Source organism: Mesorhizobium sp. B3-1-6, from assembly GCF_006439555.1.
In the GTDB taxonomy this organism is placed as follows: Bacteria; Pseudomonadota; Alphaproteobacteria; order Rhizobiales; family Rhizobiaceae; genus Mesorhizobium.
In genome coordinates this window covers 75,101-92,403 of sequence record NZ_VFTM01000013.1, presented here as the reverse complement: position 1 = coordinate 92,403, position 17,303 = coordinate 75,101, and the positions used below count along the sequence as shown (strand labels likewise).

Sequence of the window (17,303 nt, the reverse complement as noted above, 5' to 3'; positions counted from 1 at the left end):
CCAACACGGCTTCGCGCGGCCGAAATTTTACTGGACCACGGAGTTTTGGGATGCTCGCCCGCCTGACGATGATCGCAAGCGGCGCGACGCAGGCCACGCGCAAGGGTCGTTTTCCGAGTGACGAGGCGCCGGAGCCGCGAGCCTTCGAGCGTGCCGGCGCGCTGGCCGCTTCGCTGCGCCGCGCCGACCGCGTCTGGACGAGTCCGGCGCTGGCCGCGCGGCAGACGGCCGAGGCGCTCGGCCTCGAGGCGACGGTCGAGCCGCTGCTTGCCGAGCAGGATTTCGGGCGCTGGGCCGGCAAAGGCTTCGAGGAGGTGCAGGCAGAAGATCCGGAAGGCATGGCGGCCTGGTTCGCCGATGCGGAAGCGGCGCCCCATGGCGGCGAATCGCTTGCCGCCGTCGCCCGGCGCGGCGCCGCGCTGATGGAGCGCCTGGCTTCCGAGAGCGGTCATACCATCGCGCTCACGCACGCCCTGCCGATCCGCGCGGCCATGGTGCATGTTCTGGGCGCGCCGCTTTCCTCGGTCTGGAAGATCGACATCGAGCCGCTGTCGCTCACCGAGTTCCGCGGCGACGGCCGCCGCTGGGTCCTGCACGCGAGCGGGGTCATCGTCTCTGGTTGAACCCTCTGGGCATGAGAGATCCCGATGAACGCGGTCGGCCTATGAAGCTGCCGTTCCGCGTTTCAGTGATCGCTAACGGAACGGAAACGCCTCGCTGCTATGGTGCTGCCCCATGGCGAGGAGAGCCTTGCCTGAGGAGCCCGCCGGATATGGCCAATTTTCCCGAGACCGAGCGCCGTCTACATGCGCGCGAATTCGTGCTCAAGGAAGCCACGATCATCACCGCCGGCGTCAGGATCGGCTGCTCGGTCAGAAACCAGCACGAGCAAGGTGCGGAATTGCGCGTCGGCGCCGATGTGGAGATCCCGGACCGCTTCCTGCTCGAGGTCCCGGCCGACGATACGGCCTATCGCGCTTTGGTGCGGTGGCGGCGCAACGACCGCGTCGGCGTGGCGCTCTACAGCAACGCGCCGAAGGACTGATGCGCGGCCGAAGCGAAAGCTGCTCAGCGAAGCGCCGCCCACCCCGTCACGAGGATGAGAACAAGCGTGACCAGCGCGCCCGAGACATAGAGGATCGTCCTGACGCTGCCGCCCTTGGCGGCGTTTCCCCCACGCAGGTAGATGACCATGTGTACGAGGCGTATCGCCAGGTGAACCCAGACAAGCACGGCGAGCGTCACCGGGCCGACGCCGACCATCATCGCCAGCATCACGGGCACGGCGAAAGGGGCCAGCGCCTCGACCGAATTCATGTGGACGCGGTCGATCCGGTAGAGCCGGTTGTCGTCGTCCGCCGGGACGACCGGACCCGAAAGCTTGCCCGCAAATCCCTTGGACGAGCCGGAATAGACCGCCAGCGCCACCGACAGGAGACAGAGCGCAAGCACGCCGAGCGTGCTCAGCCAATAAGCTTCCATTTTCCGCGCTCCTTCCAATGGCTGTCGTGCGGGCCAAGCCCTTCGGTACCGGGTAGTGCTGTCAGGCTGCCCGGGAAAAGAGGTCCTGGAACCGCTGCAGGTAGAGCGGCCAGCCCTGATCGCTGTCGACTCCGCCGCGCACGCTTTCCCAGCCTTGGCCATGCCGCTCGATATGGCGATGCTCGATTTCGACGCGGGTGCGGTTTTCCGCCTCGGCCGTGAAGCGGACTTCCCACTCGCTTGTGCGGGTGAGGTCGGTTTCGATCTGCCAGCGCGGGCTGATGTCCCAGCTCAGAAGCAGCCGGTTCGGCGGATCGTAGGCCAGCACACGGGCGAAGCGGCACTCTGAGCCATCGACGCCACGGTCGTAGACGTGGCCGCCGACCCGCTGCTCGAAGATCGTTTCCGCGATCGGGACGGCGAGCAGATTGTGCTCGCGCGGTTTGATGCTGCCGAAATCCTCGGTGAACACTTTGAAGGCGCGTGCGATCGGCGCCGCGACGACGACGGAATGTTTCACGGGCGCGGGTGCCGGCTGCTTGATCATGTTTCGTCCTCCGTCGGTTGCTCGACAAGCCGCGCGTAAGCCGCGAGCGTCTTCACCCAGAACTGGTCGATCTCCGCCCGGAAAGCCGCGAGGCCGTCCGGGTCGATACGGTAGATGCGTTCCTTGCCCGAGCGCGTGTCGGCCACCAGCCCGGCATCCTTGAGAACCTTCAGATGCTGCGAGACCGCCGGCCGCGTCACGGGCAGTGCATTGGCGAGCCCGCTGACCGAGCTGGGGCGGTCGACCAGCAGTTCGAAGATCGTGCGTCGCGTCGGATCGCCGAGCGCTGTCCAGTATTTCGCGTTAGTGGTCACTAACGCGAAAGCTAGGGCGGCGCGTCTGTCCTGTCAACCCGGATGGAGAGTGCCACCCATGCGGCACGCACGTGGTCGACCTTGCCGGCCGCGCCTGGCGAGCGGTTCTGGATGGGGCCGAAAATGCGATTGTGTCCTATCCGCTGCTGATCGGCGAGGATGGCGGCAACAACGTGCGCAAAGAGCAACTGGCTGGCGAACCGCACCTTCATCGCCGAAGACGGTCAGGGCCGCATCATCGTCGGCTCGACCAAGGAAGCCTTCTTCTCCCTGGACAGGCCGGCGACCTCCCTGCTGAAAGCAGGACTCGACATCAACACCGCGCTCAATCTCGACGGCGGTCCCATCGTCGGTCTCAGCGGTGCGCCGGGGCAACTACAGGCTGAAACATTACGCGTGGTGGGAGGCCCAGGTGTCGGAAGGCAAGGTTTCCCTGCTGCAGGCGCCAAGGAACATGCCTTGGGGCATGCCTGTCGTGCTCGCCGTGGAGCGCAAATAGAGCATCTTCGGCGGGTCAGCGCTGCCGCTTTGCCTTGAGGCTTCGCGCCGCTTGCTCGATCGCCGCGCGGTCGTTGCCCAGCCGGTCGAGCAGTTCCTGCGCCTCGTCGCCGGAAATGCCGGTGCGCATGGCAAGCGCCTCGACCGTCAGCACATCCGCGCTGTCGATCTCGCGCGTTTCCGGCAGCGCATCGCCTGCAGTCAGCGGCAGGGCGGCCTCGCGGTCGATCTCCAACTCCGCCTGATGCCAGTGCCGTTCGTGATTGCCAAAGATGCCGCCCTCGCGTTGAAAGATCTCATAGGCCCGTTGCTTGATCTTCTCGGTCCGATCGTCGTCCATCGCCGTTCCTCCTTGCGTGTCACAAGAACGCGGGACATGGCGGAACGATCCGTGGCATCGCGAACGTGATCGGCTGATGCGCGCAGCCGTCGAAACGCCCGGCCTGAGGACAATCCCATAGGGCGTTCCCACTCCGAGTGGGGGACGGCGCTGATGATTACCGCCGGCCAGCAGCCATTCCGATCCGAAACTGCGAACCCGGCGGCGCCGCTTCCCGCTTATGGCCCATATATCGCCACAGGCTTGCCGAACATGCCGGGCTCCGGTTTCACGCCCAGCCCCGGCCGTTGCGGTACGGCGATGTGACCTTGCTTGATGACGACCGGGTGCTTCGCGTCGAAATGGCCCTTGATGTATTCCTGCGCGATCCAGGCGCCTTCCATGCGGCGCGGCTCGACCGTGGCGGCCAGATGCACGCAGGCCGCCGCGATGATGTCGCCGCCCCAGGCGTCGTCGCAGCTGTGCGGCAGCGAGCGTATGGCGCAGAGGTCGCGCACCGTCGTCATCTTGGTGAGGCCGCCAAGGCGCGTCACCTTGAAGCCGAAGCCGTCGGCGATGCCGAGCGAGATGGCCCTCAGCACGGCGTTCTGGTCCTCGGTGCTTTCGTCGAGATAGACCGGATGCGTCACGCGGCCCTTCAGCGTCGCGATCTCGTCCATCGTGTTGCAGGGCTGTTCGAAGACGAAGGGGATTTGCTGGCAAAGCCGGTCGAGGTGCATCGCGGCGGCGACCGTCAAGCCTCGGTTGCCGTCGACAGCTAGCCGAGCCTGGTAGCCGACCGCTTCCCAGACCTTGTGGACGACGGCCACGTCCTCTTCCAGGTTGCGCCCGCCGATCTTGACCTGCAGGCGCGGATAGCCGGCCTTCACCTTGTCGGCGGCGATCCGCGCCGTCTCGTCCGGCGCCCCGACGATCAGCGAGTAGTAGGCCGGCACGCGGTCGGTCAGCGCGCCGCCCAAAAGCGTCGAGACCGGCACGCCGAGCTTCTGGCCGAGCAGGTCGAGGAACGCCATATCGAACGCGGCCTTGGCGTAGCCGTGCCCGCTAAGCCGCTCGTCCATCTGTTTCGCCAGCTGCCTGATCGAGGCGACCTCCGAGCCGATCAGGCCCGGCGCGATTTCGGCGATCGCGGCGCGGGCGCCAAGCGCATGATGCGGTTGGTAGACCGGGCCGATCGGACAGGTCTCGCCCCAGCCGGCAAAACCATCGTCGGTGACGATTTCGACCAGTGTGGAGTCGAGCGCCTCCACGTCGGCGCTGGCCATGCGGTAGACACCGCCTTTAACCGGCAGTTGCGCCGAATAGACGTTGATCCGATCGATACGCATACGGGCTTCCTCCGAAGGACACGTCGGCAACGGGGCCTTTGCAGGCCCCACCTACTACATCCGCGCCCTGGCCGAGGTCGGGTCGTAAGGCGAATCCGCGATCACCTCCGCGACCTTCCATTCGCCCAGGATCGCGACGTCGAGCTTCGTGCCGGGTTTGGAAAAACGCTCGGGCAGCAGCGCCAGCGCCACGTCATGCCCGAGCGCGTAGCCATAGCCGCCCGACGTGATGCGCCCGACCAGCGCGCCGTCGCTGTAGAGTCCTTCATTGGCAAGGGAGCTTGTGCCTTCGGTGTCGATCCGGAGCGTCACCGAGCGGCGCTGGTCGTTGCGCTCCTTGTATTTCAGCACCGCTTCGCGCCCGACGAAGTCGCCCTTGTCGAGGCGGATGAAACGCTCCAGCCCGCTCTCCAGCGCGTTGAGCTCGGGATTCATGTCGCGGTACATGGCGCGATAGGATTTCTCGAGCCTGAGCGACTCCAGCGCGTGCAGCCCGACCAGCCGCATGCCGTGCTTCTCGCCTTGCTTCAGGATCGCGTCGAGCAATTGACGCTGATAGGGCAGGGGATGGTAGAGCTCCCAGCCCAGCTCGCCTTCATAGTTGACGCGCAGCAGCCGCACGTCGCTGGCCAGAGACACATTGCCGGTCTTGACGCCGAACCACGGAAAACTTTCGTTGGAAAGGTCGATCTCGGTGAGAGGCTGCAGCACCTCGCGCGCCTTGGGTCCGACGACCGTGAAACAGCCGCGATCGTTGGTGACGTTTGTCAGCTTCACGCTGCCATCGGTGGGAAGCAGTTTTGTGAGGTCGTCGAAATTCCAGCGCTCGGCGCGCGGCGTCGAGATCAGGTAGAACAGGTCATCGCCGAGGCGCGCCACCATATATTCCGCCTGCACGCCGCCGTTGGCGGTAAGCTGATGCGCCAGCGTCACCTTGCCGACCGCCGGCAGGCGGTTGGCGATGATCCGGTCCAGCCAGGCGGCCGCGCCTCGTCCCGACATTTCGAACTTGGTCATCGGCGTCATCTCGACCAGGCCGACGGCGTTGCGCACCGCGAGCACCTCCTCGCCGACGAGGTTGCCCTTCGGCGTCCAGCGCCAGCTAAACTGGTCCTTGGCCTCGACCCCGTCGCGCGCGAACCAGTTGGGCATCTCCCAGCCATTGAGCACGCCCCAGACGGCGCCGAGCTCGGTCAGCCTGTCATAGGAGGGCGCGGTCTTTTGCGGCCGCGCGGCGGGCATGTCCTGTCCGGGATATTTCTGCTCGGCATGTGTGCCCCAGGCCTCGCGCACCTTTTCGCGCGTCCAAGCCTTGTTGGCGTAATCGCCGAAGCGGCGTGGGTCGAGGTCGGAGACATCGAGGCTGTTGCCGCCCTCGACGATCCGCTCCGACAGATAATAGCCGATCGTGCCGCCCCACAGGATGCCGCCGGGCACGCCCTCGGCCAGCCAGACGTTGGGCAGGCCCCAGGCCGGACCCATCAAGGGCAGCTCGTCCGCCGTCATCTGGAAGGGGCCGCGCACATTGGCCTTGATGCCGACGCGTCCAAGCGCCGGGACGAGCTGCAGCGCCTGTTCCCAGTTCCACGACACCGCGTCGAAATCCTCTTCCAGCAGGTCGGCGCCGAACCAGGCGGGAACGCCATCCTCGGCGAAGAGCTTGAGGTGCTCGGTGCGCTCGTAAGGCCCGAACATGAAGCCGTCGCCTTCCTCGCGCAGATAGCCCTCGAAACCTTCGTCGCGCAGGATCGGCATTTCGGGCCGGCCCGCGCGCTTGCGCTCGACCACCTCCGACACGGCTTCGGTGATCCAGTATTGATGCAGGATCGGGATCGCCGGGATGTCGAGGCCGAGCAGCGCGCCGGTCTGGCGCGCGTAATTGCCGGTGGCGCAAATCACATGCTCGCAGGTGATGTCGCCCTTGTTGGTCTCAACCAGCCACTCGCCGCTGGCCGTCCGCTTGAAGCCGGTCACCTCGGTGTTGAGATAGACCTTGGAGCCGAGATCCCGCGCGCCCTTGGCCATGGCATGCGTCACGTCCGCCGGCGCGATATGGCCGTCGTCGGGATGATAGAGCGCGCCGAGCATTTGTTTGTTGTCGAGCAGCGGCCAAAGCTTGCGGGCTTCGTCCGGCGTCAGCAGCTGCGCCCGCATGTTCTGCACCTCGGCGACGCTCATATAGCTCTTATATTCGTCGAGGCGGTCCCTGGAATTGGCGATGCGCAGCTGCCCGCATTTGTGCCAGCCGACCGGCTGCCCGGTCTCGGCCTCCAGCCCCTCATAGATCTCGATCGTCTTGTTGATCATCCGCCCGACATTGATGTTGCGGGCGTAGGAGGGGATCAGACCGGCCGCATGCCAGGTCGAGCCTGCTGTAAGCTGCGTGCGCTCGAGCAGCGCCACATCGGTCCAGCCGCGCTTGGCCAGGCCATAAAGAATACCCGCGCCGACGCATCCGCCGCCGACGATCACCACGCGCGCATGTGTCTGCATCAAACCACCGAAGCCATATCATTGTTGAACGAGCGCCGCCGAAGCTACAGGCGGGGAAAGCCCGTGTAACGTCTTCAAAAACTGGGGGTCATGATAAGCTGGATTTATGCAACAGGTTACAGCGTGGCGGCCTCGCGACCCGCCGGCATTTCACTGTCCTTGCCCGTCTTGCGCCGTCTCCTGTTCGAAGTCGACCTTGGTGCCGGGCTTGACCATGGCGGCGAGATCTTCGGCATCCCAATTGGTCAGCCGGATGCAGCCATGCGAGAAGGTCGTGCCGATCTTGCTGGGATCGGGCGTGCCGTGGATGCCGTAGCTTTCGATCGAGAGATCGATCCAGACGACCCCGACCGGATTGTTCGGTCCCGCGGCGATGGTGAAGGGCCGCTTGCTCCTCACCCCCTTGAAGGCGAACTTCGGGTTGTAATGGTAGGTCGGATTGTGGACGACGCGCCTGACCTCCGCCGCGCCGCTCGGCGCCGGCTTTTCCTCACTGCCGATCGAGGCGGGATAGACCGCAAGCGCCTTGCCTGACGCATCGAGCGCGCGCACCTGGCGGGCGCCCTTGTCGACCTCGACGCTGGCGACGGTCGCGGGAGGGTCGCCGCGGCCGATATCAGGCACCACCAGCGTGGTGTCGGCCTTCCTGAAACCGGTTTTGGGATTGAGCAGCCTCAGCAATTGTTCGCTGACATGGAAGCGCTCCGCCAGTTTTTCCCGCGCGTTGCGATAGCCGAGCCGCTTCAGATGCGCCATCCGCTCCATGCGGGCGGGGATGCGCCTGGTGAACGGCCCGCGCACATCCTTGGCCGTGACCTCGTAGTTTATCAACACCGGGCCGGCGAAAATCGCTGTGAGCTTGTCCCAGGTCTCCCGGGTGAGCTTGCCGTCGGAGGGCAGTCCGTTCGCCGCCTGGAAGGCTGCGACGGCCTTGGAAAAATTGTCGGAAAGGCGGCCGTCGATCAGGCCGGGGGAGGAGCGGGCGCGATCAAGCAGGATCTGCGCCCTGAGCACCATCGGATCGACACCCTTCGGCTCGCCCTCGCTGAATTGCGCCTGGTTGACAGCGGTGAGGTCGAGCTTGGCTGCCAGCGTCCCGCCGCACGCGAGCGCGAGCGCCAACGCAACGACACCAAGCAGCCTGACCATCGACGTCACTCCAGGATCGCGACAAGAGCCTGTCTCTATGACGCGGCACGGCCGATGTGGTTCCTGTCGCGGGGAGTCGCACGAAGATCATCGCGAGTGTGCGCTTTCTCCCATAGACATTTGAATTTTAAGCTGGAAACCAGTTCCCATGAACGCAAAGAACTGGCATTATCGTGCCAGGGCCTGCGCATTTTCTGATTCCATGGCCCCTCGTGCTGGTAACCGACGGCTCCCCAACGCCCCCCGCCCATGCCGTCGGTTGCCCTGTTGGGCGCTTTCCGGTCTGAGCCCCATGGGCTCCGTCAGCTGCGGCTGGTCATCGGCTGGAATTGAGCTTCTGGATGCGCCCCTTATCCAGCCGGAATACGCCGTCCGTGCCGCCTTGGATCTCGAAATCGGTTTGCAGCTCGTCCCATGAGCCGAGATATTTGCCGCACTCGGCGCAATGGATCGCCGTTTCGGGTTGAGCATCGGCCGGAATTTGCAAACGGATGGTGCCGCAAAACGGGCATTCCAGTTTGTGGTCCAGATACTCGCCAGCCATGGTTGTGCAACATCGCGCAATCGGCACGTCTTCGCAAGGCTGGGATTTTGGCAAGCCTTTGCTTCAGCCCGGCCCGATCTCCTCAAACAGCCAATCGCGAAACGCCTTCACCTTGCGCTGGCGGATCGCCTCCGGCGGGTAGACGAGGTAAAAGCTGGAGACCGCTTTCAGCGCATGGTCGAACGGCCGCACCAGCCGGCCGGTGGCGAGATCGGCGGAAACCAGCATGGTGCGGCCGAGCACCACGCCTTCGCCCTGCACCGCCGATTCCACCGCGAAGGTGGCGGAGTCGAAGGTGAGGCCGCTGTTCGGGTCGATGCCCTCGACGCCGGCGCTGGCAAGCCACGCCGCCCAGTCGATGCGGTAGCCGTCGCGGATCAGCGTGTGGTGCCTGAGGTCCTGCGGGTGCTTGAGCGGACGCGGACCCTCCAAGAGCTTCGGGCTGCAGACGGGAAACACCTCCTCGCCGGTGAGGAATTCCGACGTCAGCCCGTGATAATGCCCGCCGCCATAACGGATGGCGACGTCGATGCCGTCGCCGCGGAAATTGGTCAGCTTGCCGGTGGTCGAGACGCGCACGTCGATGTCGCCATGCGTGCGATGAAAGCGGTAGAGCCTCGGCACCAGCCATTTGCCGGCGAAGCCGTCCGAGGTGCTGACATTCAGCGTCGAACCCGAATGGCGTGAGGTCGCCGTCTGCGTCGCCAGCGCGAGCTGGTCGAGCGTCTCGCGCACGGCAGCCGCATAAGGCTCGCCGACCGGGGTGAGCCGCACCGAGCGCGTGGCGCGTTCGAAGAGCTGCGCGCCGAGCTGCTCCTCCAGATGTTTTATCGCCCGGCTGACGGCGCCATGCGTGAGATTGAGCTCGTCTGCAGCCCTGGAAAAATTCAGGTGCCGGGCGGCAGCCTCGAAGGCCGGGAGGGCATTGAGCGGCGGCAGTCTGCGGGTCATGGCCAGATCGATTTGTGAGTGTTGGTAACAAATCCTTGCCAAACTTTGGTTTGTCCGTCGAGCTTTTTCCAGCCAAAAATCCTCACAGAATTTGTGATCAACGCTCACTTCAGATCAAACCTGCGAGGACACCATGGCCACCGTTCATCCCTTCCTCTGGTTCAATCTCGATGCCGAAGCCGCGCGAGATTTCTATCTGTCCGTTTTCAAGAACAGCCGCGCGCTGCGGACCATCGAGTTCACCGACAAGCCGCACGCGATCTTCGACTTCGAACTGGAAGGCCAGCGCTTTACCGCTTTGAATGCCGGCGGCGTGCCGCCCTTCAACGAGCGCATCTCGCTCTACATCGAGACGAAGGACCAGGCCGAGACCGACTATTTCTGGAGCGCGCTGACTGCCGACGGCGGCTCGGAGCAGTCCTGCGGCTGGCTGAAGGACAAATTCGGCGTCTACTGGCAGGTCATTCCCAGCGAAGCCCTGCGGCTGATGAACGACCCGGATCGCGCCAAGGCCGACCGGGCTCGGCAGGCGATGTATTCGATGAAGAAGATCATCCTCGCCGATATCGCGGCCGCCCACGCCGGCCGCGCCTGAACATCCCACAATTGAAGAACGGAGAAGACCTATGGCCAGTCTCACGGGAAAGAAGCTCATTGTCGTCGGTGGCAGCTCCGGCATCGGTTTCGGCGTCGCGGCCGCGGCGCTGGAAAACGGCGCCGAAGTCGTGATCGTCGGCCGCTCGGCGCAAAAGCTGAAGGCCGCCGAAAAGCGGCTCGGCGGGGCAGGGCGCGTGACTGGCGTCGCCGCCGACATGGCCGATGAGGCCGAGGTGTCCCGCTTGTTCGAGGCAGCCGGCGCCTTCGATCATCTGGTGGCGACGGCCGGCACACCACCGCCCAATGATCCGATCGGCGAGACCGACATGGATTTCGTACGCGGCTTCGTCGACGGCAAGCTGATCGGCGCGGTGATGCTGGCCAAGCATGCCGTGCGCACGCTGAACAAAGGCGGCTCGATGATCTTCACCTCCGGCATCAACAAGGACCGCCCGCCGGTCCCGGGCGGCTCGGTGGTCTCGGCAGTCGCCGGCTCTTTCAGCTATTTCGCCCGCGCGCTGGCGCTGGAGCTCGCGCCGATCCGCGTCAACATCGTCTCGCCCGGCTGGGTCGATACCGAAATGTGGGACGAGATCGTCGGCGAGGCCAAGTCAGGTTATTTCGAGCAGATGGGCGCGCGTATCCCGGCGGGAAAGATCGCCAAACCCGCCGACATCGCGCCCGCCTATCTCTATCTGATGCAGAACGAATTCATGACCGGCGAGACCGTCCACATCGACGGCGGGCAGCGGCTGGTGTGAGCGGGCAGGGCCGGACCTCTGTCTGAGGATCTGGCCTCATCCATCGCCGCCGCAAGGGCCGGCGTCGCTTTCCAGGCCTTCGCCGGGCAATGGCGTTTCCGGCGGAACGCCAATATAGATGACGCTTGAATGAGCAGCGCCTCCGCTTCGTCGAGGAATGCCATGCGAAGGGTCATCGTCACAGCCATGTGGATTGGCGCCGCGACAGGTGCCAACGCCCATGACTGGTACGAAAACAAGGTTGACCCGGTAACGAACTTCAAATGCTGTGGCGGCACGGATTGCCGCCCCATACCGGACTCTGCCGTGCAATCCAGGGCCGATGGCGGCTATGTCTATCTTCCCGAAGGTTTCAACATCCCGCGAGAGCGCGTGCAGGAATCGCCGGACGGCCGCTACCATATCTGCGAGAACCATTACGTCATAACCAACCAGCCCTATCTGCGCTGCTTCTTCGCGCCGCGGCTCAAGGTCTCGCGGCTGCTCCCGCGCTGATCAAACGGTCGCTCCTCGACTACGCTTAGGTCTGGTGATTGACATCACCCGAATGCTCGGCCTGCGCGTATCCGAAATAGTCCATGATTTCCCGCGCTTCGCCGGCGTCGAAACGGCAAGCCACTTCCGTCGGCAGCCTGGATCGCCAGCCGCCCCTATAATCGGTGATCGGCTGGTTCACCTGGGCGTGCCGGCGAGCGGAATGCGCCGTGCGAACCACCTTTTCCCGCCCCCATACAACAGGCTGCTCGTGATAGTTCAGAATGCCCGGATCGAAGGCCACGCCGATGAAGCGGCACAGCCGTTCGATGGAAAGCGCCGGCGATTCGATGAAGTCCTCATAGCGCCATAGGATGCTTTCGCCCTTTTCGACGCGAAGCATCGAGGCCTTGCTGTCGGCGATCCATCTTTGGAAGGCCTTGTCGAAATCGCCCTCGTAACGCTGCCCGAGCGACGCCACGACATCCCTGCCGTCGCGCGTGACGACGATAAAGCGCGCGCCCGGGATCGTCTCGGTGATCTGCCTTGTATAGTGGATATGGTTCGGAGTCTTTTCGACCCAGACGCTGCGGCGTGAAATGGCCGCCTGCAACAAGACCAGGCTTAGCTTGGTCCATCGCGCGCCACTGTTGGAGACAAAAGCGCTTGTCTCGCGTCGAATGGCGAAGACATCCGGATGGGCAGCCAGTATCCGGGCGAGCAAGGTCGATCCCGTATGCCCACAACCGCAAATGAATATAGAAACCCTGGGCTTCGGAAGAAGCCGCACCACACCCCTATGCACGATTTTATTCTCCCCCGGAAATTTTAATGAACCTTCTTCTTCCGGAGATTGCAATAGGAAATGCATATATGCGGTCGGCGACGAACAGCTAATTGCCGCTGACGACAGTGATCTGGAGGGCGGGGCAAGCGCCGGGCTCCGGCTGGTCCAGCCGGCGGAAACGGCCAGGACGTTCTGCCGTCAAACGCGGTGCCGAAGCGCCGCGACGACCACCGCCATCGCCGGCGAGAGCTGTCGCCGGCTTGGGTAATAGAGGTGGTAGCCTGGAAAGGGCAGGCTCCAGTCGTCGAGCACGAGCCTCAGCCGGCCCTCGGCCACATGCTGGCTGACGAGGTCTTCCGGGACATAGGCTATGCCGTATCCGTTCAGCGCGGCGTCGACCATGGGGATGGTCGTGTTGAAGGTAAGTTGGCCCTCCACCCGCACCCTGAGCTCGCGGCCCTTTTTCTCGAACTCCCAGGCATAGAGCCCGCCGAACGTCGTCTGTCGCAGGCAGATACAGTCATGCGCGACCAGGTCCTGCGGTGCTTTCGGGATGGGACGGCGCGAAAAATAGTCCGGCGAAGCCACCGCCACCAGCCGCCAGTCGGCGCCGATGCGCACCGCGATCATGTCCTTGTCGACGTTCTCGCCGAGCCGCACGCCGGCGTCGAAGCGCTCCTCGACGATGTTGCGCATGCCGTTGTCACTGTAGAGCTCGACGCGCAGGTCGGGATAGTCGCGCAGCATCGGCTGCAGCTTCGGCCAGACAACCATCCGCAGCGCATGGTCCGACAGTGTGATACGCACCGTGCCGGCGGGCCTGTCGCGGAAGGCGACCAGGCTCGACAGGTCGGACTCGATGCCTTCGAACCGCGGGACGAGTGACTGGTAGAGCCGCTCGCCTGCTTCCGTGGGCGCTACGCTCCGCGTCGTGCGGGTCAGCAGCCGCACGCCGAGCCGCGCCTCCAATTGCTTGATGGTATGGCTGAGCGTCGATTGCGACGTCCCGAGCTCGGCCGCCGCCCTGGTAAAGCTGCGCTCCCTGGCCACCGTCAGGAACCACAGCAAATCCTTCAGATCCTCGCGCTGCATGGGGCACCATCCTGGCTCGGCTGCTCGTTCAAGCTGTGGCGGTTCGTGGCCACCACTCGTCAATTCATATCAAGAATGGATAAGTTCATGCAGATTGCAATGGCTAATCCGGATAGTGCCGATGATCTATATAGCCGCCAGCGAAATGACTGGAGGGCTCGACGCGAGCCGCGGCACATGGATACGACCTACGACAGTCAATTGGCCAAAGCCCAAGTGGTGAAAGTGCCCAGCGCCTGGGGAGCGGTGACATGTCTGTCGCTGCTCACCTTCGTGCTGGTGGCGTCGGAGTTCATGCCGGTCAGCCTGCTCACCCCCATTGCCAATGAGCTAGCCATCTCCGAGGGGCAGGCCGGCCAGGCGATCTCCGTCTCCGGCTTCTTCGCGGTCCTCGCCAGCCTGTTCGGCAATGCGCTCTTGTCGCGGCTGGACCGGCGGACCGTCATTGTCCTCTACACGGCCATCCTCGTGGTCTCCGGCCTGGCGATCACCTTCGCGCCGAACTATCTCGTCTTCATGCTCGGCCGGGCCCTGATCGGCGTGTCGATCGGCGGCTTCTGGTCCTTGTCCACCGCTATCCTGGCCCGCCTCGTGCCTGGCGCCGACCTGCCCAGGGCGATCGCCATGCTGCAGGGCGGAACGGCCTTTGCCACGGTGATCGCGGCGCCGCTCGGAAGTTTTCTCGGCGGCCTGATCGGCTGGCGCGGCGCCTTTTTCATCGTCGTCCCGATCGGCCTCCTGGCGATCGTCTGGCAGCTTGCCGTCCTGCCGAAAATGCCAGCGGGTGAGCAGGCTTCGGTCGGCAAAATGCTGGGCCTGCTCGGCAATCGCGTCTTCGCCATCGGCATGGCGGCCACCACGCTCGCCTTCATGGGCCAGTTCGCGCTCTCCACCTATCTGCGCCCCTTCCTCGAAAACGTCACCGGCCTTGAGGTGAATACGCTGTCGCTGGTGCTGCTTGGGCTGGGGCTTGCGGGCTTGGTCGGCACGTCGGCGGTCGGGTTCCTGCTCCGCCCGCATCTCGCGGCCGTGCTGGTCGGCTTGCCGACGGTTCTGGCGCTCATCGCGTTGTTGTTGATCGCGCTCGGTCCGTTCGCCATCGCGACCGCCGCCCTGCTGATCGCCTGGGGCCTGTTCACCACGCCGATTCCCGTCGCCTGGAACACCTGGATGACCCGGGTGATCCCGCACGATCTCGAGGCGGGCGGCGGGCTGCAGGTCGCGCTGATCCAGTTCGCCATCACCTTCGGCGCCTTCGCTGGCGGGCTGCTGTTCGATGCCGCCGGCTGGTGGAGCCCCTTCGCGCTCGGCGCCGTGCTGCTTCTCGGTTCGGCGCTGCTTGCCGCCGCGGCGACAGCGCGCGGGAGCAGCCATCGATGACGCGACAACCGGTCAGCCGGCGAACGCTGCTCTGCGCCGCGCTTGCAACCGTGGTCATGCCGCGGCCGGCCAACAGCCAACAGGGCAGGGACCCGGCCAACCAGGAGCCGACCGACATGAGGATCAGGATGACGTTCGATGGCCGGACCATGACCGCCACGCTCCACGACAATCCTTCTGCGCGGGACTTCTTCCCGATGCTGCCGCTGGATCTCAAGATCGAGGACTACGCGCACAATGAGAAGATCGCTTACCTGCCGCGCAAGCTGGCCGAGGAGGGCAGCGGTCCATTCGGCAACGAGCAGCCCTACGATCTCTGCTATTTCATGCCCTGGGGCAACCTGGCGATGTTTTACGCCGATTATCGCCATCCCGGGCTGATCAGGCTCGGCCGCTTCGACGAGGGTCAGGAGGCCTTGCACGGCGCTTTCCCTCTTCACATCGAGCGCATTTGACGACGTAAAGGAGATTACCATGGACATTCTTCGCGCAGGCACGCGGCCTTCCGGCAAGGGTCCGGCAAGTTGGTTCACCGGCACCGTGCGGATCGATCCGCTCTTCAATCCCTTCGACGCCGAGCGTGTGCAAGGCGCGCAGGTGACTTTCGAGCCCGGCGCCCGCACCGCCTGGCACACGCACCCGCTCGGGCAGACGCTGATCGTCGTTTCCGGCCTCGGCCGCGTGCAGCGCGAGGGCGGCCCAGTCGAGGAGATCCGGCCGGGCGACGTCGTCTGGTTCGCGCCTGGCGAAAAACACTGGCACGGCGCGTCCCCTGCAACCGCCATGACCCACATCGCCCTCCAGGAGGTCAAGGACGGCAAGGTCGTCGACTGGCTGGAACACGTCAGCGACGCCGATTACGGCGCCTAAGCTTCCTGCCCGACCCTGTCTGATTGAACGAAAGGAAAGCAAGTGCTCGCAACCGTTCTTCACAAGCCCGGCGACATCCGCTGCGAGGAAGTCGCCGATCCGAAAATCCTGCGCCCGACGGACGCCATCATCAAGCTCTCGGCCAGTTGCATCTGCGGCTCGGACCTGTGGCCCTATCGCGGGCTGCAGCCGGTCGACGGCCCGCAGCACATGGGTCATGAATATTGCGGCATCGTGGTCGAGGTGGGCAGCGAGGTGCGCAATGTCCGTCCCGGTCAGTTCGTCGTCGGCTCCTTCTGCCTCTCCGACAACACCTGCCCGCATTGCCGCTTCGGCTTCCAGTCCTCCTGCGAGCAGCGCGAGTTCATGAGCGGCGCCCAGGCGCCTTACGCCCGCGTGCCGCTGGCCGATGGGACGCTGGTGGCGACTTCCGAGGTTCCGCCGGCCGAGCTTATCCCTGACTTGCTGGCGGTGTCGGACGTGCTCGGGACCGGCTGGTACGCGGCCGATGCGGCCGAGGTGCGCGAAGGATCGACGGTGGTCGTCGTCGGCGACGGCGCGGTCGGCCTGATGGGCGTGCTCGCGGCCAGGGAGATGGGCGCCGAGCGCATCATCGCCATGAGCCGCCATGCAAGCCGCCAGAAACTCGCGCGCGAATTCGGCGCCACCGACATCGTGGCCGAGCGCGGTGAGGAAGGCATTGCGCGCATCAAGGAGCTGACCAGGGGCGTCGGCGCGGATTCGGTGCTGGAATGCGTCGGCACGGGAGAATCCTTCGACCAGGCGCTGGCCTGCTCGCGGCCCGGCGGCACGATCGGTTATGTCGGCGTGCCGCATGGCGTGAGCTTCGACGGCCAGCGCCTGTTCTTCGGCCAGAAGCGCATGCTGGGCGGCCCGGCGCCGGTGCGCCGCTTCCTGCCCGACCTGATGGAGCGCGTGCTGCAAGGCCGCATCAAGCCCGGCAAGGTCTTCGACCTCAAGCTGCCGCTGGCCGAGGTGGCGGAAGGCTACCGCGCGATGGACGAGCGTCGCGCCGTCAAGGTCATGCTCGAGGTCTAGGTTTCGCCGGCAGGTGGCCGCGAGCCCTCGGCAGTCGGGCCGAGGACCCGCGCATGTCAGTGCCGGGGCACTTCGGCCCACAGTTTGGTGGCAAAGCCGCGCTTGTCGAGCACCCATGGCTGGCCGGTGATCACCGCCTTGCCAGCCGCGCATTTGTAGGCATAGACGGCGTCGTGTCCCGTCGCGAAAGCCGGCACGACGTCGACATTCGGGTTGGTCCTGCAGAACTCGTCCGCGCCGGGATTGTCGCGCGCGGCGTTCATCTTCGCGCAGGGCAGGTTGGCGCCGACGAAGCAGGCCAGCAGCTTGCCGTTCATGCAGCGATAGTTGGCTTGCGTCGCAAGCTCCGATTCCTGCGGCGCGCTCTTGGCCTCCGGAAACAGCTTCTTGAATGCCTTGACGGTGCCGGCGTGAAGCGCGTGCGAATAGGGGCGGACCGTGTCGTCGTTCTTCACCTGGCGGCAGAGCTTGTGGAGATCCTGCGCAGCCGCCGCCGTGGCCTTGCCGGCGGCAGCGGCGGTAAAGGCAAGTGCCGATGCAAAAAGGCCGATTGCCGAAAGACGAAACGCAGCCATTGTGACCTCCTCGGACTGGCCGGAGCAAAACCCGCGGAAAACCGTTAGGTCCGATTAAGACC

General features: G+C 64.9%; 22 protein-coding genes. 10 read left to right on the top strand and 12 right to left on the bottom strand.

Annotated features, from left to right (window positions below; genetic code table 11):
* Nucleotides 1-50: 50 nt before the first annotated feature.
* Nucleotides 51-623 carry a histidine phosphatase family protein gene (locus FJ414_RS13835; RefSeq protein WP_140644939.1) on the top strand — a complete coding sequence of 191 codons (573 nt, stop codon included), beginning with the start codon at nucleotides 51-53 and terminating at the stop codon, nucleotides 621-623.
* A 149-nt stretch (nucleotides 624-772) separates the two neighbouring features.
* The gene (locus FJ414_RS13830) at nucleotides 773-1,045 is read left to right on the top strand and encodes a PilZ domain-containing protein (RefSeq protein WP_140644938.1); all 273 of its coding nucleotides are present in this window, start codon (nucleotides 773-775) and stop codon (nucleotides 1,043-1,045) included.
* A gap of 23 nt (nucleotides 1,046-1,068) precedes the next feature.
* Here FJ414_RS13830 and FJ414_RS13825 read toward each other — a convergent pair whose 3' ends face one another.
* The 3 genes from FJ414_RS13825 to FJ414_RS13815 all read right to left on the bottom strand — a co-directional run bounded on the left by FJ414_RS13825 (nucleotide 1,069) and on the right by FJ414_RS13815 (nucleotide 2,343).
* Nucleotides 1,069-1,482: an MAPEG family protein gene (locus FJ414_RS13825; protein WP_140644937.1), complete on the bottom strand. Its 414-nt coding sequence runs from the start codon at nucleotides 1,480-1,482 to the stop codon at nucleotides 1,069-1,071.
* A gap of 61 nt (nucleotides 1,483-1,543) precedes the next feature.
* The gene (locus tag FJ414_RS13820; RefSeq protein WP_140644936.1) at nucleotides 1,544-2,029 is read right to left on the bottom strand and encodes an SRPBCC family protein; all 486 of its coding nucleotides are present in this window, start codon (nucleotides 2,027-2,029) and stop codon (nucleotides 1,544-1,546) included.
* Nucleotides 2,026-2,343 (bottom strand): metalloregulator ArsR/SmtB family transcription factor, encoded by a 318-nt coding sequence (locus FJ414_RS13815; protein ID WP_140644935.1) that lies wholly within the window; start codon nucleotides 2,341-2,343, stop codon nucleotides 2,026-2,028. Before FJ414_RS13815 ends, FJ414_RS13820 begins: the two co-directional genes overlap by 4 nt.
* 159 nt (nucleotides 2,344-2,502) lie before the next feature.
* Between FJ414_RS13815 and FJ414_RS13810 the strand changes: the two genes are divergently transcribed.
* On the top strand, nucleotides 2,503-2,880 hold the full coding sequence (locus tag FJ414_RS13810; RefSeq protein WP_140644934.1) for a hypothetical protein: 378 nt from the start codon (nucleotides 2,503-2,505) through the stop codon (nucleotides 2,878-2,880).
* Here the strand turns inward: FJ414_RS13810 and FJ414_RS13805 are convergent.
* The 6 genes from FJ414_RS13805 to FJ414_RS13780 all read right to left on the bottom strand — a co-directional run bounded on the left by FJ414_RS13805 (nucleotide 2,858) and on the right by FJ414_RS13780 (nucleotide 9,646).
* Nucleotides 2,858-3,181 carry a DUF2934 domain-containing protein gene (locus FJ414_RS13805; RefSeq protein ID WP_140644933.1) on the bottom strand — a complete coding sequence of 108 codons (324 nt, stop codon included), beginning with the start codon at nucleotides 3,179-3,181 and terminating at the stop codon, nucleotides 2,858-2,860. The two genes, FJ414_RS13810 and FJ414_RS13805, sit on opposite strands and share 23 nt — an antisense overlap.
* A gap of 218 nt (nucleotides 3,182-3,399) precedes the next feature.
* Complete coding sequence (locus tag FJ414_RS13800) at nucleotides 3,400-4,509, bottom strand: mandelate racemase/muconate lactonizing enzyme family protein (protein WP_140644932.1); 1,110 nt, start codon at nucleotides 4,507-4,509, stop codon at nucleotides 3,400-3,402.
* 54 nt (nucleotides 4,510-4,563) lie between these two features.
* Nucleotides 4,564-7,002: an FAD-dependent oxidoreductase gene (locus FJ414_RS13795; protein ID WP_140644931.1), complete on the bottom strand. Its 2,439-nt coding sequence runs from the start codon at nucleotides 7,000-7,002 to the stop codon at nucleotides 4,564-4,566.
* A gap of 150 nt (nucleotides 7,003-7,152) precedes the next feature.
* Nucleotides 7,153-8,151, bottom strand: a complete 999-nt coding sequence (locus FJ414_RS13790; protein WP_140644930.1) for a L,D-transpeptidase — start codon at nucleotides 8,149-8,151, stop codon at nucleotides 7,153-7,155.
* 316 nt (nucleotides 8,152-8,467) lie between these two features.
* Nucleotides 8,468-8,695 carry a hypothetical protein gene (locus FJ414_RS13785; protein WP_140644929.1) on the bottom strand — a complete coding sequence of 76 codons (228 nt, stop codon included), beginning with the start codon at nucleotides 8,693-8,695 and terminating at the stop codon, nucleotides 8,468-8,470.
* Between the two features lie 63 nt (nucleotides 8,696-8,758).
* Complete coding sequence (locus FJ414_RS13780) at nucleotides 8,759-9,646, bottom strand: transcriptional regulator GcvA (protein WP_140644928.1); 888 nt, start codon at nucleotides 9,644-9,646, stop codon at nucleotides 8,759-8,761.
* A gap of 133 nt (nucleotides 9,647-9,779) precedes the next feature.
* Here FJ414_RS13780 and FJ414_RS13775 point away from each other — a divergent pair, with 133 nt between their 5' ends.
* From FJ414_RS13775 to FJ414_RS31450, 3 genes are all read left to right on the top strand, one after another.
* On the top strand, nucleotides 9,780-10,241 hold the full coding sequence (locus FJ414_RS13775) for a VOC family protein (protein ID WP_140644927.1): 462 nt from the start codon (nucleotides 9,780-9,782) through the stop codon (nucleotides 10,239-10,241).
* Between the two features lie 31 nt (nucleotides 10,242-10,272).
* On the top strand, nucleotides 10,273-11,004 hold the full coding sequence (locus FJ414_RS13770) for an SDR family oxidoreductase (RefSeq protein WP_140644926.1): 732 nt from the start codon (nucleotides 10,273-10,275) through the stop codon (nucleotides 11,002-11,004).
* Between the two features lie 162 nt (nucleotides 11,005-11,166).
* The gene (locus FJ414_RS31450; protein ID WP_181181611.1) at nucleotides 11,167-11,499 is read left to right on the top strand and encodes a hypothetical protein; all 333 of its coding nucleotides are present in this window, start codon (nucleotides 11,167-11,169) and stop codon (nucleotides 11,497-11,499) included.
* A 25-nt stretch (nucleotides 11,500-11,524) separates the two neighbouring features.
* On the opposite strand, the gene FJ414_RS13760 is transcribed toward FJ414_RS31450, so the two are convergent.
* Together FJ414_RS13760 and FJ414_RS13755 are read right to left on the bottom strand one after the other, a co-directional pair.
* Nucleotides 11,525-12,349: a sulfotransferase gene (locus FJ414_RS13760; protein WP_140644924.1), complete on the bottom strand. Its 825-nt coding sequence runs from the start codon at nucleotides 12,347-12,349 to the stop codon at nucleotides 11,525-11,527.
* A 114-nt stretch (nucleotides 12,350-12,463) separates the two neighbouring features.
* Nucleotides 12,464-13,357 carry a LysR family transcriptional regulator gene (locus FJ414_RS13755; protein WP_140644923.1) on the bottom strand — a complete coding sequence of 298 codons (894 nt, stop codon included), beginning with the start codon at nucleotides 13,355-13,357 and terminating at the stop codon, nucleotides 12,464-12,466.
* Between the two features lie 177 nt (nucleotides 13,358-13,534).
* On the opposite strand from FJ414_RS13755, the gene FJ414_RS13750 reads away from it, so the two are divergent.
* The 4 genes from FJ414_RS13750 to FJ414_RS13735 are packed head-to-tail and all read left to right on the top strand — an operon-like array spanning nucleotide 13,535 to nucleotide 16,666.
* A complete protein-coding gene (locus tag FJ414_RS13750) occupies nucleotides 13,535-14,737 on the top strand; it encodes an MFS transporter (RefSeq protein ID WP_140644922.1) in 1,203 nt (400 codons plus the stop codon).
* Complete coding sequence (locus FJ414_RS13745; protein ID WP_140644921.1) at nucleotides 14,734-15,192, top strand: cyclophilin-like fold protein; 459 nt, start codon at nucleotides 14,734-14,736, stop codon at nucleotides 15,190-15,192. Before FJ414_RS13750 ends, FJ414_RS13745 begins: the two co-directional genes overlap by 4 nt.
* Before the next feature lie 19 nt (nucleotides 15,193-15,211).
* Nucleotides 15,212-15,607, top strand: a complete 396-nt coding sequence (locus FJ414_RS13740; RefSeq protein ID WP_140644920.1) for a cupin domain-containing protein — start codon at nucleotides 15,212-15,214, stop codon at nucleotides 15,605-15,607.
* Nucleotides 15,608-15,649: 42 nt separating this feature from the next.
* Nucleotides 15,650-16,666: a zinc-dependent alcohol dehydrogenase family protein gene (locus FJ414_RS13735; RefSeq protein WP_140644919.1), complete on the top strand. Its 1,017-nt coding sequence runs from the start codon at nucleotides 15,650-15,652 to the stop codon at nucleotides 16,664-16,666.
* Nucleotides 16,667-16,722: 56 nt separating this feature from the next.
* Here FJ414_RS13735 and FJ414_RS13730 read toward each other — a convergent pair whose 3' ends face one another.
* On the bottom strand, nucleotides 16,723-17,241 hold the full coding sequence (locus FJ414_RS13730) for a hypothetical protein (RefSeq protein WP_140644918.1): 519 nt from the start codon (nucleotides 17,239-17,241) through the stop codon (nucleotides 16,723-16,725).
* Nucleotides 17,242-17,303 lie beyond the last annotated feature (62 nt).